Genomic DNA, 16,939 nt, shown 5'->3' with positions numbered 1-16,939 from the left:
CAGGGACTCGGCCAGATTAGGAATGACAAATATGCAACAGTTTAGGGCAACCTACACCTGCAGCGGACACGGATATGCCCAGTAGCCAAGCTTACCGCCCAGATAGGCCAATATAAAGCCCGCCGGGGCTACCCGGCGGGCAACAACAGCACCTTGACTTTTTCTGGGTCTATTTCTGGGTGTATCAGGCGGCCAGAACAGCTTTCGGCTCGACCAGTTCGTAGCCCAGCGCCTCGGCCACCGCACGATTCGTGATCTTGCCCTTGTGGACATTGAGGCCGTTGCGCAAATGATGGTCGTCGACCAGCGCCTTCAGGCCCTTGTCGGCGAGCTGCAGACCATAGTGCAGCGTCGCGTTGTTGAGGGCATGGGCCGAGGTGACCGGCACCGCGCCGGGCATGTTGGCGACGCAATAGTGGATGACGCCGTCGACCTCGTAGGTCGGCTCGGCATGGGTCGTCGCATGCGAGGTCTCAAAGCAGCCGCCCTGGTCGATGGCGACGTCGACCAGCACCGAGCCCTTCTTCATGCCCGACAGCATTTCGCGGGTGACGAGCTTGGGGGCTGCGGCACCGGGGATCAGCACGGCGCCGACGACGATGTCGGCCGAGAAGCATTCCTCCTCGAGCGCCTCGACGGTCGAGTAGCGGGTGTGCACACGACCGGCGAAAAGGTCGTCGAGCTGGCGCAGGCGCGGGATAGAACGGTCGATGATGGTGACGTCGGCGCCGAGGCCGGCGGCCATGCGGGCCGCGTGCAGGCCGACGACGCCGCCGCCGAGCACGGTGACCTTGCCGGGCAGCACGCCGGGCACGCCGCCGAGCAGCACGCCGCGGCCGCCATTGGCCTTCTGGAGCGCCGTGGCGCCGGCCTGGATCGACAGGCGGCCGGCGACTTCCGACATCGGTGCGAGCAGCGGCAGGCCGCCACGGTCGTCGGTTACGGTCTCGTAGGCGATCGCGGTCACGCCCGAAGCGAGCAGGCCCTTGGTCTGCTCCGGATCCGGAGCCAGGTGGAGGTAGGTGTACAGGATCTGGCCGTCGCGCAGCTGAACCCACTCATTGGGCTGCGGCTCCTTGACCTTGACGATCATGTCCGACTTGGCGAACACGTCGGCGGCGGTCTTGGCGATGGTGGCGCCGGCGGCGCGATAGGCATTGTCATCGGCGCCGATGCCGGCGCCGGCACCGGCCTCAACCAGCACTTCATGGCCGTGCGCCACATATTCGCGGACCGAGCCCGGCGTGAGGCCGACGCGGTATTCGTGATTCTTGATTTCCTTGGGGCAGCCGACGCGCATTTTCTTCTCCTGATCCGGGCCCTCTTGGGCTCACTCCCTGTATTGTCGGAGTGAACCATGAATCGGCTCGCAAGTGTTTGCGAATGCGCTTGCGCGGGCAGGCGGCTTTCGATAATCCTTGCGCAAAATAGCATGATATTCGCAGGATTCACGAAAAATGCCGCTCGACAGGATCGATATCGCCATTCTCGAGACTTTGCAGAAGGATGGCAGGATACCCAATGCGGCGCTTGCCGAGAAGGTTGGCCTGTCGCAATCGGCCTGTTCGCGCCGGCTCGACAATCTGGAGAAATCCGGAACCATCCGCGGCTACCACGCCCGGCTGTCGAATGCAGCGCTCGGTCATCAGATGACGGCGATCGTGCATATATCGCTGTCGGGCCAGTTCGAGAAGACGCTGTCGGATTTCGAAGCGGCGATCAAACGTTGCCCCAATGTGCTGTCATGTCATCTGATGTCGGGCGAATACGACTACATCCTGCGCATCGCGGCAAAGGACCTGGTCGACTATGAGCGCATCCACAAGGAGTGGCTGTCGGCCATGCCGCATGTGACCAAGATCAACTCGTCCTTCGCCTTGCGCGAAATCGTCGACCGCACCGCCATGGGCATGAAGCCGGAGATGGCTTAGCTGGCCTCCGTCACGATCCGATCCATCGCAATGTCGTGCGGCTGCGGATAGATGGTGGCGATGCGCTGAAGTTCGTAGCCGACGCCGATGACCAGCGGCTTGAACGGCATGGCAGCCAGCGTGCGGTCGAAGAAGCCTCCGCCGTAGCCCAGGCGATAGTTCGCCGGATCGATGCCGACAATCGGCGAGATGACGATATCAGGCAGCACCGGGTCGCCCTCGGCCGGGATCGGGATGTTCCAGACGCCTTTTTCCAACCGGTCGCCCTGCTTGTAGGCGCGGAAGATCAGCGGCTGCCCTTTCTCGACGACGATAGGCAATGCCGTGAGTCCGCCGCGCTCGTTGACGGACGCCATCCATGGCCGCAGATCCGGCTCGCCGCGGAACGGCCAGTAAAGGCTGACCATGCGGCCGCGGATCTCGCCGATGATCGCGTCGAGCCCTTCGGCGATGCGCTGGGACATGGCCGTTCGCGCATCGGCCGAAACCGCGAGCCGCGCGGCAATCAGCCGTTCACGCTCGGCTTTGCGCCAGCGCCGCACATCGGTCCAGTCGGCCAACGGCGCCCGGAATTCTGGATCGAGTTCGTGCATGAAGCAGGGCGGCGAGGCATATTGTGCCGGGCCCTGGTCGTCATGATCGTTGGCCATGCGTCACCCCATAGCGTGTTCGGTGACGCTATACCTCGCGACACGATACAACTTGTGCATTCGCGACATGGGACGGCGAGTCCCGGGTACCGTCCTTCTGTTGTTGCATTGCACAAAAATACCTACATCCTGGGTAGGCAATCTCGCCGTCAGGGGTGAATGAAATGAGCCAGGCCAGCCATCATGTCGTCGTTGTCGGCGCGGGGTTCGGCGGCCTCGAACTCACCCACGCGCTGGCTGGACAGCCGGTGCGCATCACCATGATCGACAAGCGCAACCATCATCTTTTCCAGCCGCTGCTCTACCAAGTGGCGACGACCGCGCTGGCGACCTCCGAGGTTGCCTGGCCGATCCGCCATCTCCTGCGCAAGCGTAAGGACGTGACGACGCTGCTGGCCAACGTCGCCGGCGTCGACCGCGCCGGTAAACGCGTGCTGCTCGATGACGGTAGCGCGGTCGCCTACGACACGCTGGTGCTCGCCACCGGCGCCCGCCACGCCTATTTCGGCCACGACGAATGGGAGCCTTTCGCGCCGGGCCTGAAGACGCTGGAGGACGCCACCACCATTCGCCGCCGCATTCTCCTTGCCTTCGAACAGGCCGAGCGGGAAACCGATCCCGCCAGGCGCCAGGCGCTGCTGACCATTGCGATCGTCGGCGGCGGACCAACCGGCGTGGAGCTGGCCGGCACCATCGTCGAGCTGGCGCGCGAGACGCTGCGCGGCGAGTTCCGCAACATCGATACGCGGCAAACACGCGTGGTGCTGATCGAGGCTGGCGACCGCATCCTGGCCAATTTCGCGCCAAAACTGTCTGACTACGCCAGCAAGGCGCTTGAGCGGCTCGGCGTGACGGTCGAGCTCGGCCGCGCTGTCACGCGCTGCGACGCCGAAGGTGTTGCCTTTGGCGACAAGCAATTGGCGGCGAAGACAATTTTGTGGGCAGCCGGCGTTGCCGCTTCGCCCGCCGCCGAATGGCTGGGAGCGAAGGCGGACCGCGCGGGCAGGGTGCTCGTCGAGCCTGACCTCAGCGTACCCGGCAGCCCCGAGATTTTCGTCATCGGCGACGCAGCCCTTGTGCTGCGGCCCGACGGACGGCCGGTCCCCGGCGTGGCGCCGTCAGCCAAGCAGGAGGGCCGCCACGTCGCAGCGACCATCAAGGCCAGGCTCGGCGGCGACAACACCGCTCGGCCATTTCACTACAAACATGCCGGAGATCTGGCGACGATCGGCAAACGCGCCGCGGCGATCGACTTCGGCTGGATCAAGCTCACGGGCTGGCTCGCCTGGTGGCTGTGGGGCATTGCGCACATCTATTTCCTGATCGGTTTCCGCAACCGGCTTGCGGTTTCCCTGAGCTGGCTATGGATCTACGTCACCGGCCAGCGCAGCGCCCGGCTGATCACCCAGGGCGACGACGACAAGACCTGACTTTCTTCACTGTCCCATTCATCCGCGCGTCATCTCCAACTGATGGAGTGATGTGCGGATGCGCGCGACTTGTTGAGTGGACTTGAGCCGGTTTCGGCGCGAAGTTCGCTTCGGGGCAGGGCGTGTCAGCTTGTCAATGAGGAGAAAACATGTCGCAACTGCTCCATCCCGTCTCCCGCCGCGGTTTCCTCGCCGGCGCCGCAGCCACAGGGGCGCTGATCGTGCTTCATCCCTTCTCCGCCCGGGCGCAGGCCAACCAGGCGCATCTTCGAATCATGGAAACCACCGACATCCATGTGAATGTGCTGCCTTATGATTACTACGCCGACAAAGCCAACGACACGATGGGCCTGTCGCGCACGGCCTCCCTGATCGACGCGGTGCGCAAGGAAGCCGTCAATTCGATGCTGATCGACAATGGCGATCTGCTTCAGGGCAACCCGATGGGCGACTATATCGCCTACGAAAAGGGCCTGAAGGATGGCGATCTGCATCCGATCATGAAAGGCATGAACCTTTTGGGCTATGAGTGCTCGACGCTCGGCAACCACGAGTTCAATTACGGCCTGTCGTTCCTGGACAAGGTGCTGGCGGGCGCCAATTTCCCCTTCGTCTGCGCCAATCTGATCCGCGGCACCGCGCTTGCCGCCAACCCGCGTGACGACAAGCTCTATCTCAAGCCCTATGTGATCCTCGACAGGAAGATCAAGGACGGTTCGGGCGCCGAACAGCCGATCAGGATCGGCATCATCGGCTTCGTGCCGCCGCAGATCATGGTTTGGGACCTCAAGAATCTCGAAGGCAACGTCAAGACGCGCGACATCGTCGAGGCGGCCAAGGCCTGGGTGCCGCAGATGAAGGAGGAGGGCGCCGACATCGTCATCGCGCTCTCGCATTCCGGCATCGATGTGAAGCAGGGCGACATGATGGAGAACGCCTCGTTCTTCGTGGCCGGTGTCGAAGGCATCGATGCCGTGTTCACCGGCCACCAGCATCTGGTGTTCCCCGGCAAGAAGGATTTTCAGTCGCTCGAGGGCGTCGACACGCAAAAGGGCACGCTTCAGGGCAAGCCAGCCGTGATGGGCGGTTTCTGGGGCTCGCATATGGGTCTCATCGACCTGATGCTGGAGCGTGACGGATCGAAGTGGAAGGTCGTGTCCGCGACCTCCGAGGCGCGGCCGATCTTCGAGCGCGTCGACAACAAGAACAAGCCGACGGTTCCAGACGATAAACGCATCATCGCCGCGCTCGAGCAAGACCACCAGGCGACCCTGGCCTATGTGCGCCGTCCGGTCGGCAAGACCTCCGCGCCGCTCTATTCCTATTTCGCGCTGGTCGCCGACGATCCCTCGGTGCAGGTCGTCAGCCAGGCGCAGACCTGGTACCTGAAGGATATTCTCAAGAGCACGCAGTGGAAGGATGTGCCGCTGCTGTCGGCGGCCGCTCCCTTCAAGGCCGGCGGGCGCAACGGCGCCGACTACTACACCGACGTACCGGCCGGCGACATCGCCATCAAGAACGTCGCCGACCTCTATCTCTATCCCAACACCGTGCGTGCCGTCGAAATCACCGGAGCGCAGGTGAAGGAATGGCTGGAAATGTCGGCCGGCATCTTCAGCCGGATCGAGGCGGGAAAGGCTGACCAGCCGCTCATCAACACCGATTTCCCGTCCTACAATTTCGACGTGATTGATGGCGTCTCTTACAAGATCGACCTGTCGCAGCCGCCGAAATACGATGCCAAGGGTGGTGTTGCGAACGCTGGTTCGAGCCGCATCGTCGACTTGATGTTCGACGGGAAACCAATTGATCCCAATCAGAAATTTGTCGTCGCGACCAACAACTACCGGGCCGGCGGCGGCGGCAATTTCCCTGACATCAATGCCTCGAAGATCATCTATGAGGCGCCGGACACCAACCGCGACGTGATCGTTCGCTACATTGTCAGCCAAGGCACGATCAACCCGTCGGCCGACGACAACTGGTCGTTCGCGCCGCTGCCGGGAACCAGTGTCGTGTTCGAGACAGGCGTCAAGGCAAAGGACTTCATCGCCGATGTGAAGTCGCTGAAGATCGAACCGGTGGGCGAGGGCGAAGCGGGATTCGCGAAGTATCGCATCCTTCTCTGATCCGGCCGTTCGGCGGCTCACGGAAACGCCGAACGGCTCCATCTCTTCGGTGCGTATCGCACGGCTTCAATTGGTTGCCGGCACCGGCGTCTGCGGCAAGCCCGTCGCTGGGGCTTGCGGGCTGATTGGCTGCGTCGGCTCAAGCGATGTGCCAGTCGGGTCGCTGGGCACGGTCAAGGGCGACATCCCGGACGGAGCGTGCACCTCGTGGATGGTCGAGGTTGGCGTGTTGTCGATGAGATCGCTCGCACCAGGCGTCATGGCCGGGCTGATGCTGCGGCCCAGCGGATCATTCATCACCGTTGGTGGAACTATGCGCCGTGCCTCGGCAGCGGATATGGCGGCAATCAGGATGGCTATGGCGGCAACGGTTCGCTTCATGGAAGCCTCCTATAGGTAGAGGCGCTCGGCGTGGTTTCGGCACGGGGCGTCGGATGCGGCAGAACGCTCGCCATGCGATCCCGGTTTCATCACGCTCGCATCAAGACGTCGCGATTGGCGCTTTTTGGCGTAAGCCTGCAATTTCAACGCTGCGGGGACATGCTCGCCGCGCGAGTTTACGCCTTGTAGACCACCTGGCGCACATCGATGTAGCTGGCGCGGAAACCGGCCTCGCAATAGTGCAGGTAGAACTCCCAGAGCTTCTTGAAGCGATCGTCGAAGCCGAGCGGCACGATCTTCTCCCAGGATCCCCAGAAGCGGTTGCGCCATTCGGCGAGCGTGCGCGCATAGTCATCGGGAAACACGCGCTCGCGCAGATGCGCGAGGCCATGGTCCTTGCCGAGCGCCTTCAGGATCGACGGCGTCGGCAGCATGCCGCCCGGGAAAACATAGCGCTGGATGAAATCCGGCCGGGCGCGATAGGTGTCGTAGGCGGCTTCGTTGATGGTGATGATCTGCAGGCCCGCGGTGCCGCCGGGTTTCAGGCAAGCCTTCATCTTTGAGAAGAACACCGGCCAGTATTTCTCGCCGACGGCCTCGAACATCTCGATCGAGGCGATGCGGTCGTAAGTCCCTGTCTCGTCGCGGTAATCCTGCAGCTTGATGTCGACCTTGTCGGCAAGTCCGGCCTTGGCAATGCGTGCCTTGGCGAAGTCGTGCTGTTCGCGGCTGATCGTCAGTCCCGTAACGCGGCAGCCGATCTCGCGGGCCGCGAATTCGGCAAAGCCGCCCCAGCCGCAGCCGATCTCCAGCACATGATCCTTCCTGCCGATACCCGTATCCCTGGCGAGCGCCCGGTATTTGGCGGCCTGGGCGCTCTCGAGGTCGTTGGCGCCATTCGCGTAAAGCGCCGACGAATAGGTCATGCTCGGGTCAAGCCATTCCTTGTAGAAGGCGTTGCCGAGATCGTAATGAGCGGAGATGTTGCGCTTCGAGCCGGTGCGTGTGTTCTCATTGAACCAGTGGCGGATGCGCTGGACGGTGTTGATGAGCCAGCTGGCGCCGCCGGCGACTCGTTCGCCAATCACCGAATTGACCACGAACAATTCCAGGAAGCTGGTGACGTCGGGGCTTTCCCAATCTCCGTCCATGTAGGACTCGGCAACGCCGATCGTGCCGCCGGAAAAGGCGCGGCCTGGCAGGCGCCAGTTCTTGAGCACCAGTTCGGCGTCCGGACCGGGTCCCTTGCCCCCAACGAGAACCGCGCGGCCATCCGGCATCCTGACTTTCAGCGAACCGCGCGGCAGGTTCATCGCCGCCGACAGCACCATGCGCGCCTTGGCCGGCAGGCCCTTGACGATCTCGGCGAAATTGAACTCGTCGAGCCTGACCGCTTCGCCCGGCGCTACGCTGTGATGGTCCCCGTCTGCCATTTCATGCCCCTGGATTTCCGTGGTGCCGGCGTAAATTGCCGGGTCACGGTTCTCTTGGATCATTCGCCAGGTTCGAATGTCTGGCCTGGTCCCGGTAGCTCCCAGTGCTCCCAGCGAATGCCTGCCACAATCTTCCACGTGATTAGGGGGAACTTCAAGAGGCAGGCCACTGGCTGGGCTGTGCCACGTGGCGTTTGCCATCCGCCCCTTGCGTCAAGTTGCTGCTGTCTACAATCAAAAAACGTCTATGGCCGCCGCAGAGCATGTGCGATAGCTTTAGCCATGCGTTATGTAATCGTCATTGCGGCAATCGCTTTTTTCCTGATCTGGGACGGTCTCTACAACCAGGGCCGCTATCTCGACATCTCGGTCAGGGAGCTCAACCACGTGGTGCGTTACGTCACCGGCAAAGCCTGAATATCCCTCCCGAAGAGAGCGGTCTGGGACGTCATGCGACGTCCCCGTAGCCGCGAGATGGGTTCGCGCCGTTTGGGGCGCGTCGCAAGGACGCGTGGCGCCGTGAACGGTTGACGCGCGGAAACCGCCGTCACAAAAGACCCCCGCATTCAGATCGAGGAGGCGGGATTGATCCGGCATATCGTTTTCTTCAGCGCGCGGCGCAAGGAGGATGTGGAGTCCGTGCGCACCGGGCTGCTGGCACTCGGCAATATCCCTCATTCCAGCCTCTTCGAGGTCACTTTGAACACCAAGGTCGACCCGCTGTCGGATGAAATTGATGTCGTCGTCTACGCCGAGTTCGCCGATGACGCAGCACTGGCCGCCTACAAGGCTCATCCGCTCTATGCGCAGACCACGGCCAAGGTCAAACCGATGCGCGAACTGCGCTATTCCGCCGACGTCGTGGCAGGCAGCTGATCCCGGCCGCGGTTCTGGTTCTCGACAAGCCGGCGGCCGCCGACGGGAAATAGCCTTGAACCGCTCTGCGGAATGATGCACACCGCGCCCCGATGACCGACAGACCAGCCACCGGCACGCATCCGCTTGACCATCTCGTTCTGCCGACCGGTAGTCTCAAGGTGGCGCGAGCCCGGCTCACTTCGCTGGGCTTCGTCGTCGCGCCAACCGGTATCCATCCCTTTGGAACGGAAAACTGTTGCGTCTTCCTCGCCGACGGCACGTATCTGGAACCGCTCGCGATTGGCAATGAACGGGCAGCGATCGACGCGACGGCCGCAGGCAACGTCTTCGTCGCGCGCGACCGCCTGTATCGCGAAAGCCGCGGCGATGAGGGATTTTCCGCGGTGGTTCTGGGCACCGACAATGCCGATGCCGACCATGCGCGCTATGTCGAAACCGGACTGTCGGCTGGCGACACGCTGAGCTTTTCGCGCGCTTTCACCGATACGTCGGGCAAAAGCGACACCGCATCGTTCAAACTCGCCTTTGCTGCGGCCAGCGGCGCGACCGATGCGTTCCTGTTTGCCTGCCAGCGGATCAATGCGCCAAAGGTGGACCGTACGGCTTTGCAGACCCACGCCAATGGCGCCGGCGGGATCCTCGAGGTGGTCGCGGTCAGCGACCAGCCCGCCGAACAGACCAGGCTGATTTCCGTGGCGGTGAACGACCCTGCCGCCAGCGGCGAGGGCGGGGCGTTTTTCCTGCCGAATGCAACCTTGAGCGTGCTCGATCTCAAATCCCTCACCGCCCGCTTTGGTATTGCGGCAGGCTCACCCACGAAGCTGCGCTTCGCAGCGATCGTCTTTGCCGTCCGCAGCTTCGATGCCACGTTGAGCCTGCTTGCAGCCAATGCCATCAAGTACGATATAGCGGGCACGGACATTGTCGTGCCGCCGGCATCCGGGCAGGGCGCGGCATTCATCTTCCGGGAGATCCCATGAGCAAGCCCCAAGCGCCCAATCCAATGGCGCCCAATTCGTCGGTAACCGTCGGCAATGTCGTCTTCAACAACAATGCGCCTTTGGCGCTGATCGCCGGCCCTTGCCAGTTCGAGTCGCGCCAGCATGCCTTCGACATGGCCGGCGCGCTGAAGGAACTGACCGATAAGCTCGGCATAGGCCTCGTCTACAAGACCAGCTACGACAAGGCCAACCGCACCTCGCTGTCGGCGACGCGCGGCGCCGGCATGGACGCCGCACTTCCGGTCTTCGACGAACTGCGCAAGGAATTCTCGCTTCCCGTGCTGACCGATGTCCACACCGAGGAGCAGTGCGCGATCGTCGCGCCGCATGTCGATGTGCTGCAGATCCCCGCCTTCCTGTCGCGCCAGACCGACATGCTGGTTGCCGCGGCGAAAACAGGCAAGGTGATCAACGTCAAGAAAGGGCAGTTCCTTGCGCCCTGGGACATGAAGAATGTGGTCGCCAAGATCACCGGTTCGGGCAACGCCAACGTCTTGACCACCGAGCGCGGCGCGTCCTTCGGCTACAACACGCTGGTGTCCGACATGCGCGCACTGCCTGTCATGGCCGAGATCGGCGCGCCGGTGATCTTCGACGCCACGCACTCGGTGCAGCAGCCGGGCGGGCAGGGCGGTTCGTCTGGTGGCGAGCGCCGTTTCGTCGAGACCCTGGCCCGCGCGGCCGTCGCCGTCGGTGTCGCCGGCGTCTTCATCGAGACCCATCAGGATCCCGATAATTCGACGTCTTCCGATGGGCCCAACATGCTGCCGCTGAAAGATATGCCGGCGCTTCTGGAAAAGCTCATGGCATTCGACCGGATAGCCAAGGGCCGCTAGGCCTCGCTTCCCGCCGGTGCTTGTGGTCGGAAGGGGGCGGTTGTACGCTTGGCCGGCAAATAAGCGTTTTGGCAGGAGGAAGCCATGTCCGTCGCCCGCGTCACCGAAATCACCTCGTCATCGAAGAAGAGCTTTCAGGACGCCATCGAGAAGGGAATCGCGCGCGCGTCGAAAACCCTCAAGAACGTCGAAGGCGCCTGGATCCAGGATCAGAAGATCGTCGTCGAGGACGGCAAGATCGCTGCCTACCGCGTCAATATGAAGGTGACTTTCATCCTCGCGGAGTGATCGGCCGACGCCGAAAAAAGTCGGGAACTTTCACCCACGCGCCTCATTGTCAAAGCAGAGTTCAACGACAACGAGGAGCACACCATGACATCCCAGACAGGCCACACCGAAGCCATCGCCGCTTCGCGCGTCATCGGCACGTCCGTCTACAACACCGAAGGCAAGAGCATCGGCAGCATCGAGGACATCATGCTCGACAAGACGTCGAATGGCATCATGTTCGCGGTGATCGGCTTTGGCGGCTTTCTCGGCATCGGCGAGAAGTACCATGCCATTCCGTGGGCCAGTCTCGACTACGACGAGGACAAGGGCGGCTATGTCGTGCCCTTCTCGAAGGAGCAGCTGAAGGCCGCACCCGCCTATTCGATCAACGAACTGGCCGGCGCCGACGGTGAAAGCGCGCGCGACGCATCCTATCAGTACTACAAGGTCACGCCCTACTGGCACTGACGGCACGACAATCAAAAAGGGCCTCGTTTCGACGGGGCCCTTTTTGATTCAACGCCAGCGCCTATTCGCTGGTGCTCAACGCCGGTAAAGGCGCACTGGCCTTCGGTGGCGACTGGTTGTTGTCGCATGACGTCAGGAATGCCGCCGCGATCAGGAACAGACTCACGATACCGCTCAACTCGGACATGGCGAAACTCCTCATGTTTCGCCCCGCGCGACACCAGCCATAACCCGGAATGCGTGCCCCGCCGCATGACTTATGATGACAGAAATTTGCGCTTCGTGAATCGGGCCGCCGGCACTATTCGGCTATGGCCGGATTGCCTTTTGCGTCGCTTTGGCTAAGACGGGCGCGACCTTTCGTCAGATCAATCGGGGACATCGCAATGACCGCCATCATCGACATTGTCGGACGTGAAATCCTGGACAGCCGTGGAAACCCGACCGTCGAGGTCGATGTTGTGCTCGAAGACGGTTCGATGGGCCGCGCCGCGGTGCCGTCGGGCGCCTCGACCGGCGCCCACGAAGCCGTCGAGCTTCGCGACGGCGGCGCACGCTATCTCGGCAAGGGCGTGCTGAAGGCCGTAGAGGCGGTCAATGGCGAGCTGTTCGAAGCAATCGGCGGCATGGAAGCCGAAAACCAGATCCATATCGACCAGACTATGATCGAGCTCGACGGCACGCCCAACAAGAGCCGGCTCGGCGCCAACGCCATTCTCGGCGTTTCGCTGGCGGTGGCCAAGGCCGCGGCCGACGCCGCCGGCCTGCCGCTCTATCGCTATGTCGGCGGCACCAAGGCGCATATCCTGCCTGTGCCGATGATGAACATCATCAATGGCGGCGCCCATGCCGACAACCCGATCGACTTCCAGGAATTCATGATCATGCCGGTCGGCGCTCCCACGCTTCGTGAAGCCGTGCGCTGGGGTTCCGAAATCTTCCACACGCTGCGCAAGAAGCTGAAGGATGCCGGCCACAACACCAATGTCGGCGACGAGGGCGGCTTCGCGCCGAATCTGAAGAGCGCGCCTGTAGCGCTCGATTTCATCATGGAATCGATCGAGAAGGCCGGCTTCAAACCGGGCGAGGAAATCGCGCTCGGCCTCGATTGCGCCGCGACCGAGTTCTTCAAGGACGGCAATTACGTCTATGAGGGCGAGAAGAAGACGCGCGATCCCAAGGCGCAGGCCAAGTATCTCGCCAAGCTCGCTGCCGACTATCCGATCATCTCGATCGAGGACGGCCTTGCCGAGGACGACTGGGAAGGCTGGAAGTACCTGACCGACCTGATCGGCAAGAAGACGCAGCTGGTCGGCGACGACCTTTTCGTCACCAACACGGCGCGCCTGCGCGACGGCATCCGCATGGGGGTTGCCAATTCGATCCTGGTCAAGGTCAACCAGATCGGCTCGCTGACGGAAACGCTCGATGCCGTCGAGACCGCGCACAAGGCCGGCTACACCGCCGTCATGTCGCACCGTTCGGGCGAGACCGAGGATTCGACCATCGCCGATCTCGCCGTCGCAACCAATTGCGGGCAGATCAAGACCGGTTCGCTGTCGCGCTCCGACCGCATGGCCAAGTACAACCAGCTGATCCGGATCGAGGAAGAGCTCGGCAAGCAGGCGCGCTACGCCGGCAAGTCGGTGATCAAGGGCTGATCGGAAGACACCGAAACTCGAATATTGCGAAGGGCGGGATCATTCCCGCCCTTTTTCATTTCGCTGGTCGCCCGGGTCGGTCTCCGTAACCGTCCGTTAAGCACAATCAGGCGAAAAAGGGTCCGGGTCGTTCGAGTTTGCGGCCATGGGGAATCGGTCATGTGGACGCGTCAGCACAAGCAGAGAAATACCGGCCGGCTGATCATCCCTTCGCTTTGCGTGGTGTTCCTGGCCTATTTCGGCTTCCACGCCTATCACGGCGAATTCGGCATCAATTCGAAATATCAGCTGGAAGCCCAGACGGTTGCACTGCAGGCCCAGCTCGATGCGATCAAGGCGCGCCGGATGGAATTGGAACGGCGCGTTCGGCTCATGCATGACGGTACGCTGGAGAAGGACATGCTCGACGAGCAGGCGCGCAAGGCGCTCAACCTGTCCCAGGCTGACGAAATCACCATCATGTTGCCGGTCACATCTAAATAACTGAATTTCAGTTAATCGCCAATATTTTCAATGATTTTAATCGCTTAGGCGCATGCCAGCTATGCAAATTCGTCATGGCGCAACGCTGTGACGCGTGTTAGCCTTGCATAAATCGGTGGGGAGAGCTGATCTTCCCAGGGCAGAGTCATCCTGCCCTAATGTCCGCAAAGAGACGCCAACAGGGAGTGATGCATGGCCACCGCAGCCAGAAAAGCGCCTGCCAAATCGAAATCCGACGCCAAATCAGGGCTTTCCGCGCCCAAGCCTGCTGAATTCACCAAGGATGAAGAGCTTGCCGCCTACCGGCACATGCTGCTCATCCGCCGCTTCGAGGAAAAGGCCGGCCAGCTCTACGGCATGGGCTTCATCGGCGGCTTCTGCCATCTCTATATCGGCCAGGAGGCTGTCGTCACCGGCATGAAGATGGCGCTGATCGACGGCGACCAGATGATCACGGCCTATCGCGACCATGGCCATATGCTGGCGATGGAGCTGTCGCCGCGTGGAGTCATGGCCGAGTTGACCGGACGCCGTGGCGGCCTGTCCAGGGGCAAGGGCGGCTCCATGCACATGTTCTCCAAGGAGAAGCATTTTTACGGCGGCCACGGCATTGTCGGTGCGCAGGTGTCGCTTGGCACGGGCCTGGCCTTCGCCAACCGCTATCGCGAGAACAACAATGTTTCGCTGACCTATTTCGGCGACGGCGCGGCCAACCAGGGCCAGGTCTATGAAAGCTTCAACATGGCCTCGCTGTGGAAGCTGCCGGTGATCTACATCATCGAGAACAACCGCTACGCCATGGGCACCTCGGTGTCGCGCTCATCGGCCGAAACCAATTTTTCCCATCGCGGCGCCTCGTTCAAGATTCCCGGCATCCAGGTCGACGGCATGGATGTGCGTGCGGTCAAATCCGCCGGCGATCAGGCCACCGAATGGTGCCGCGCCGGCAACGGGCCGATCATCCTCGAAATGCAGACCTACCGTTATCGCGGTCACTCCATGTCCGACCCGGCGAAATACCGCTCGAAGGAAGAAGTGCAGAAGATGCGCTCCGAGCATGACCCGATCGAACAGGTCAAGGCGCGGTTGACCGAGAAGAAGTGGGCGACCGAGGACGAGCTCAAGACCATCGACAAGGAGGTTCGCGACATCGTCGCCGACGCCGCCGAATTCGCCCAGAACGACGCGGAGCCGGATCCGTCCGAGCTCTGGACCGATATCGTACTGTAAGGGAGGCCAGGACATGCCGATCGAAATTCTCATGCCCGCTCTCTCGCCGACCATGGAAGAGGGCAATCTTTCCAAGTGGTTGAAGAACGAAGGCGACAAGGTCGTCGCCGGCGATGTCATCGCCGAGATCGAAACAGACAAGGCGACGATGGAAGTCGAAGCCGTCGACGAAGGCACGCTTGCCAAGATCGTGGTTCCCGCCGGCACCGAAGGCGTCAAGGTCAACGCTGTGATCGCCGTGCTTGCGGTTGAAGGCGAAGACACCGATCAAGCCGGCGAAGGCATCGGCGAAGAGCCCGCCAAGGCTGAAACGGCTGCACCGGCGCCGGTTGCGGCCAAGAGCGAGGCCTCAGCACCAGTCGCGGCCGCCCCGAAGACCGAGGTTGCCGCCGATCCCGACATTCCGGCAGGCACCGAGATGGTCTCGACCACGGTGCGCGAAGCGCTGCGCGATGCCATGGCCGAGGAGATGCGCCGTGACGGCGATGTCTTCGTCATGGGCGAGGAGGTCGCCGAATATCAGGGCGCCTACAAGATCACCCAAGGCTTGCTGCAGGAATTCGGACCGCGTCGCGTCGTCGACACGCCGATCACCGAGCATGGTTTCGCCGGCGTCGGCGTCGGTGCTGCGATGGCCGGCTTGAAGCCGATCGTCGAGTTCATGACCTTCAATTTCGCCATGCAGGCGATCGACCAGATCATCAACTCGGCCGCCAAGACGCTTTACATGTCGGGCGGCCAGATGGGCGCGCCGATTGTGTTCCGCGGACCCAACGGTGCCGCTGCCCGCGTCGCCGCCCAGCACTCGCAGTGCTACGCCGCCTGGTACAGCCACATTCCTGGCCTGAAAGTGGTGATGCCGTATACCGCCGCCGACGCCAAGGGGCTGCTCAAGGCAGCCATACGCGACCCGAACCCGGTCATCTTCCTCGAGAACGAAATCCTCTACGGCCAGTCCTTTGACGTGCCGAAGCTGGATGATTTCGTGCTGCCGATCGGCAAGGCGCGCATCCACAAGCAAGGCAAGGACGTCACCATCGTCTCCTTCGGCATCGGCATGACCTATGCGGTCAAGGCCGAAGCCGAATTGCGCGGCCTGGGCATCGACGCCGAGGTCATCGATCTGCGCACCATCCGGCCGCTCGACCTCGACACCATCATCGCCTCGGTCAAGAAGACCAACCGCCTTGTGGTGGTCGAGGAAGGCTTCCCGCAGAGCTCGGTCGGCGACCACATCGCCAACCAGGTGTCGCAGCGCGCCTTCGATTTCCTCGACGCGCCGGTCATCACCATTGCCGGCAAGGACGTGCCGATGCCATACGCGGCCAACCTCGAAAAGCTGGCTTTGCCGAATGTCGGCGAGGTCATCGAGGCGGTCAAAGCCGTCACGTATCGCTGAACCGGCCGGGAGGACAAAATGCCAATCAACATCACCATGCCGGCGCTCTCGCCCACGATGGAAGAGGGCAATCTGTCAAAGTGGCTGGTCAAGGAAGGCGATAAGGTTTCGCCGGGCGACGTCATCGCCGAGATCGAAACCGACAAGGCGACGATGGAGGTCGAAGCCGTCGACGAGGGCACCGTCGCCAAGCTCATCGTTCCCGCCGGCACCGAAGGCGTCAAGGTCAACGCGCTGATCGCCGTGCTCGCCGCCGAGGGCGAGGATGCGGGCGCTGCCGCCAAAAGCGGTGGTGGTGCCGCACCGGCGAAAGCCGAAGCTCCGCCAGCCGAGGCGCCAAAGGCAGAGGCGCCGAAACCGGCAGCCGCAGCGGCACCTGCACAGGCAAAGGCAGAGCCGGCTCCGGCCGCCAATGGCCACGCGGCTGGCGAGCGCACTTTCGCTTCGCCGCTCGCGCGCCGCATCGCCAAGGACGCGGGCGTCGATGTCTCGGCCGTGACCGGCACCGGCCCGCATGGCCGCGTGGTCAAGGCCGACGTCGAGGCGGCGATTGCAGGTGGTGGTACCAAGGCGGCACCCGCCGCCAAGGCTCCGGCTGCCGCACCGGCTGCTGCTTCCGCGCCGGCGGTCAAACCGATGTCGGACGATCAGGTGCTGAAGCTGTTCGAGCAGGGCTCCTACGACCTCATCCCGCACGACAATATGCGCAAGACCATTGCGCGCCGCCTGGTCGAGGCAAAATCCACCATTCCGCATTT

The 16,939-nt window shown here is 62.5% G+C and carries 19 protein-coding genes; 14 read left to right on the top strand and 5 right to left on the bottom strand.

Annotated elements, in window-relative coordinates:
- Positions 1 to 184 precede the first annotated feature (184 nt).
- Positions 185 to 1,300 carry an alanine dehydrogenase gene (ald, locus tag AC1DPX_RS34070; protein ID WP_010909316.1) on the bottom strand — a complete coding sequence of 372 codons (1,116 nt, stop codon included), beginning with the start codon at positions 1,298 to 1,300 and terminating at the stop codon, positions 185 to 187.
- Positions 1,301 to 1,457: 157 nt separating this feature from the next.
- Here ald and AC1DPX_RS34065 point away from each other — a divergent pair, with 157 nt between their 5' ends.
- Positions 1,458 to 1,931: an Lrp/AsnC family transcriptional regulator gene (locus AC1DPX_RS34065; RefSeq protein ID WP_010909317.1), complete on the top strand. Its 474-nt coding sequence runs from the start codon at positions 1,458 to 1,460 to the stop codon at positions 1,929 to 1,931.
- Here the strand turns inward: AC1DPX_RS34065 and AC1DPX_RS34060 are convergent.
- Complete coding sequence (locus tag AC1DPX_RS34060; protein ID WP_477242338.1) at positions 1,928 to 2,581, bottom strand: 5-formyltetrahydrofolate cyclo-ligase; 654 nt, start codon at positions 2,579 to 2,581, stop codon at positions 1,928 to 1,930. The two genes, AC1DPX_RS34065 and AC1DPX_RS34060, sit on opposite strands and share 4 nt — an antisense overlap.
- Positions 2,582 to 2,745: 164 nt before the next feature.
- Between AC1DPX_RS34060 and AC1DPX_RS34055 the strand changes: the two genes are divergently transcribed.
- Positions 2,746 to 4,011: an NAD(P)/FAD-dependent oxidoreductase gene (locus tag AC1DPX_RS34055; protein ID WP_477242336.1), complete on the top strand. Its 1,266-nt coding sequence runs from the start codon at positions 2,746 to 2,748 to the stop codon at positions 4,009 to 4,011.
- Positions 4,012 to 4,160: 149 nt separating this feature from the next.
- A complete protein-coding gene (locus tag AC1DPX_RS34050; protein ID WP_477242334.1) occupies positions 4,161 to 6,140 on the top strand; it encodes a bifunctional 2',3'-cyclic-nucleotide 2'-phosphodiesterase/3'-nucleotidase in 1,980 nt (659 codons plus the stop codon).
- 66 nt (positions 6,141 to 6,206) lie between these two features.
- Here AC1DPX_RS34050 and AC1DPX_RS34045 read toward each other — a convergent pair whose 3' ends face one another.
- Both AC1DPX_RS34045 and AC1DPX_RS34040 read right to left on the bottom strand, forming a co-directional pair.
- Positions 6,207 to 6,521 (bottom strand): hypothetical protein, encoded by a 315-nt coding sequence (locus AC1DPX_RS34045; RefSeq protein ID WP_477242332.1) that lies wholly within the window; start codon positions 6,519 to 6,521, stop codon positions 6,207 to 6,209.
- A 176-nt stretch (positions 6,522 to 6,697) separates the two neighbouring features.
- Positions 6,698 to 7,954 (bottom strand): class I SAM-dependent methyltransferase, encoded by a 1,257-nt coding sequence (locus AC1DPX_RS34040; protein WP_477242330.1) that lies wholly within the window; start codon positions 7,952 to 7,954, stop codon positions 6,698 to 6,700.
- A 282-nt stretch (positions 7,955 to 8,236) separates the two neighbouring features.
- Here AC1DPX_RS34040 and AC1DPX_RS34035 point away from each other — a divergent pair, with 282 nt between their 5' ends.
- From AC1DPX_RS34035 to AC1DPX_RS34010, 6 genes are all read left to right on the top strand, one after another.
- A complete protein-coding gene (locus tag AC1DPX_RS34035) occupies positions 8,237 to 8,371 on the top strand; it encodes a hypothetical protein (RefSeq protein ID WP_257784390.1) in 135 nt (44 codons plus the stop codon).
- Positions 8,372 to 8,539: 168 nt separating this feature from the next.
- Positions 8,540 to 8,830: a Dabb family protein gene (locus AC1DPX_RS34030; RefSeq protein WP_202354480.1), complete on the top strand. Its 291-nt coding sequence runs from the start codon at positions 8,540 to 8,542 to the stop codon at positions 8,828 to 8,830.
- A 92-nt stretch (positions 8,831 to 8,922) separates the two neighbouring features.
- The gene (locus AC1DPX_RS34025) at positions 8,923 to 9,813 is read left to right on the top strand and encodes a VOC family protein (RefSeq protein WP_477242328.1); all 891 of its coding nucleotides are present in this window, start codon (positions 8,923 to 8,925) and stop codon (positions 9,811 to 9,813) included.
- On the top strand, positions 9,810 to 10,670 hold the full coding sequence (gene kdsA, locus AC1DPX_RS34020) for a 3-deoxy-8-phosphooctulonate synthase (RefSeq protein WP_202354478.1): 861 nt from the start codon (positions 9,810 to 9,812) through the stop codon (positions 10,668 to 10,670). The genes AC1DPX_RS34025 and kdsA overlap by 4 nt, the downstream gene beginning before the upstream one ends.
- 84 nt (positions 10,671 to 10,754) lie before the next feature.
- Positions 10,755 to 10,958 carry a dodecin family protein gene (locus AC1DPX_RS34015; RefSeq protein ID WP_027045027.1) on the top strand — a complete coding sequence of 68 codons (204 nt, stop codon included), beginning with the start codon at positions 10,755 to 10,757 and terminating at the stop codon, positions 10,956 to 10,958.
- An 84-nt stretch (positions 10,959 to 11,042) separates the two neighbouring features.
- Positions 11,043 to 11,408, top strand: a complete 366-nt coding sequence (locus AC1DPX_RS34010) for a PRC-barrel domain-containing protein (protein ID WP_202354477.1) — start codon at positions 11,043 to 11,045, stop codon at positions 11,406 to 11,408.
- Between the two features lie 61 nt (positions 11,409 to 11,469).
- Here AC1DPX_RS34010 and AC1DPX_RS34005 read toward each other — a convergent pair whose 3' ends face one another.
- Entirely contained in the window at positions 11,470 to 11,595 is a 126-nt protein-coding gene (locus AC1DPX_RS34005; RefSeq protein ID WP_274609307.1) for a hypothetical protein, read from the bottom strand.
- Positions 11,596 to 11,794: 199 nt separating this feature from the next.
- On the opposite strand from AC1DPX_RS34005, the gene eno reads away from it, so the two are divergent.
- The 5 genes from eno to AC1DPX_RS33980 form a co-directional block, all read left to right on the top strand.
- On the top strand, positions 11,795 to 13,069 hold the full coding sequence (eno, locus tag AC1DPX_RS34000; RefSeq protein ID WP_202354476.1) for a phosphopyruvate hydratase: 1,275 nt from the start codon (positions 11,795 to 11,797) through the stop codon (positions 13,067 to 13,069).
- A 159-nt stretch (positions 13,070 to 13,228) separates the two neighbouring features.
- On the top strand, positions 13,229 to 13,552 hold the full coding sequence (locus AC1DPX_RS33995; RefSeq protein ID WP_477242326.1) for an FtsB family cell division protein: 324 nt from the start codon (positions 13,229 to 13,231) through the stop codon (positions 13,550 to 13,552).
- A gap of 192 nt (positions 13,553 to 13,744) precedes the next feature.
- The gene (gene pdhA / locus AC1DPX_RS33990; protein WP_202354474.1) at positions 13,745 to 14,782 is read left to right on the top strand and encodes a pyruvate dehydrogenase (acetyl-transferring) E1 component subunit alpha; all 1,038 of its coding nucleotides are present in this window, start codon (positions 13,745 to 13,747) and stop codon (positions 14,780 to 14,782) included.
- Between the two features lie 13 nt (positions 14,783 to 14,795).
- Positions 14,796 to 16,181 carry a pyruvate dehydrogenase complex E1 component subunit beta gene (locus AC1DPX_RS33985; RefSeq protein ID WP_202354473.1) on the top strand — a complete coding sequence of 462 codons (1,386 nt, stop codon included), beginning with the start codon at positions 14,796 to 14,798 and terminating at the stop codon, positions 16,179 to 16,181.
- An 18-nt stretch (positions 16,182 to 16,199) separates the two neighbouring features.
- On the top strand, positions 16,200 to 16,939 hold a 740-nt coding region (locus tag AC1DPX_RS33980; RefSeq protein WP_477242324.1), incomplete at its 3' end, for a biotin/lipoyl-containing protein.

The organism is Mesorhizobium sp. 01N446 (assembly GCF_056399285.1).
Note: the sequence above shows the minus strand (reverse complement) of the source record. Positions and strands in the feature narration are given on the sequence as shown.

What these genes read in the sequence shown, in the direction of transcription:
- ald (WP_010909316.1), bottom strand. Translation starts at nt 1,300, where the DNA reads ATGCGCGTCGGCTGCCCCAAGGAAATCAAGAATCACGAATACCGCGTC.
- AC1DPX_RS34065 (WP_010909317.1), top strand. Translation starts at nt 1,458, where the DNA reads ATGCCGCTCGACAGGATCGATATCGCCATTCTCGAGACTTTGCAGAAG.
- AC1DPX_RS34060 (WP_477242338.1), bottom strand. Translation starts at nt 2,581, where the DNA reads ATGGCCAACGATCATGACGACCAGGGCCCGGCACAATATGCCTCGCCG.
- AC1DPX_RS34055 (WP_477242336.1), top strand. Translation starts at nt 2,746, where the DNA reads ATGAGCCAGGCCAGCCATCATGTCGTCGTTGTCGGCGCGGGGTTCGGC.
- AC1DPX_RS34050 (WP_477242334.1), top strand. Translation starts at nt 4,161, where the DNA reads ATGTCGCAACTGCTCCATCCCGTCTCCCGCCGCGGTTTCCTCGCCGGC.
- AC1DPX_RS34045 (WP_477242332.1), bottom strand. Translation starts at nt 6,521, where the DNA reads ATGAAGCGAACCGTTGCCGCCATAGCCATCCTGATTGCCGCCATATCC.
- AC1DPX_RS34040 (WP_477242330.1), bottom strand. Translation starts at nt 7,954, where the DNA reads ATGGCAGACGGGGACCATCACAGCGTAGCGCCGGGCGAAGCGGTCAGG.
- AC1DPX_RS34035 (WP_257784390.1), top strand. Translation starts at nt 8,237, where the DNA reads ATGCGTTATGTAATCGTCATTGCGGCAATCGCTTTTTTCCTGATCTGG.
- AC1DPX_RS34025 (WP_477242328.1), top strand. Translation starts at nt 8,923, where the DNA reads ATGACCGACAGACCAGCCACCGGCACGCATCCGCTTGACCATCTCGTT.
- kdsA (WP_202354478.1), top strand. Translation starts at nt 9,810, where the DNA reads ATGAGCAAGCCCCAAGCGCCCAATCCAATGGCGCCCAATTCGTCGGTA.
- AC1DPX_RS34015 (WP_027045027.1), top strand. Translation starts at nt 10,755, where the DNA reads ATGTCCGTCGCCCGCGTCACCGAAATCACCTCGTCATCGAAGAAGAGC.
- AC1DPX_RS34010 (WP_202354477.1), top strand. Translation starts at nt 11,043, where the DNA reads ATGACATCCCAGACAGGCCACACCGAAGCCATCGCCGCTTCGCGCGTC.
- AC1DPX_RS34005 (WP_274609307.1), bottom strand. Translation starts at nt 11,595, where the DNA reads ATGTCCGAGTTGAGCGGTATCGTGAGTCTGTTCCTGATCGCGGCGGCA.
- eno (WP_202354476.1), top strand. Translation starts at nt 11,795, where the DNA reads ATGACCGCCATCATCGACATTGTCGGACGTGAAATCCTGGACAGCCGT.
- AC1DPX_RS33995 (WP_477242326.1), top strand. Translation starts at nt 13,229, where the DNA reads ATGTGGACGCGTCAGCACAAGCAGAGAAATACCGGCCGGCTGATCATC.
- pdhA (WP_202354474.1), top strand. Translation starts at nt 13,745, where the DNA reads ATGGCCACCGCAGCCAGAAAAGCGCCTGCCAAATCGAAATCCGACGCC.
- AC1DPX_RS33985 (WP_202354473.1), top strand. Translation starts at nt 14,796, where the DNA reads ATGCCGATCGAAATTCTCATGCCCGCTCTCTCGCCGACCATGGAAGAG.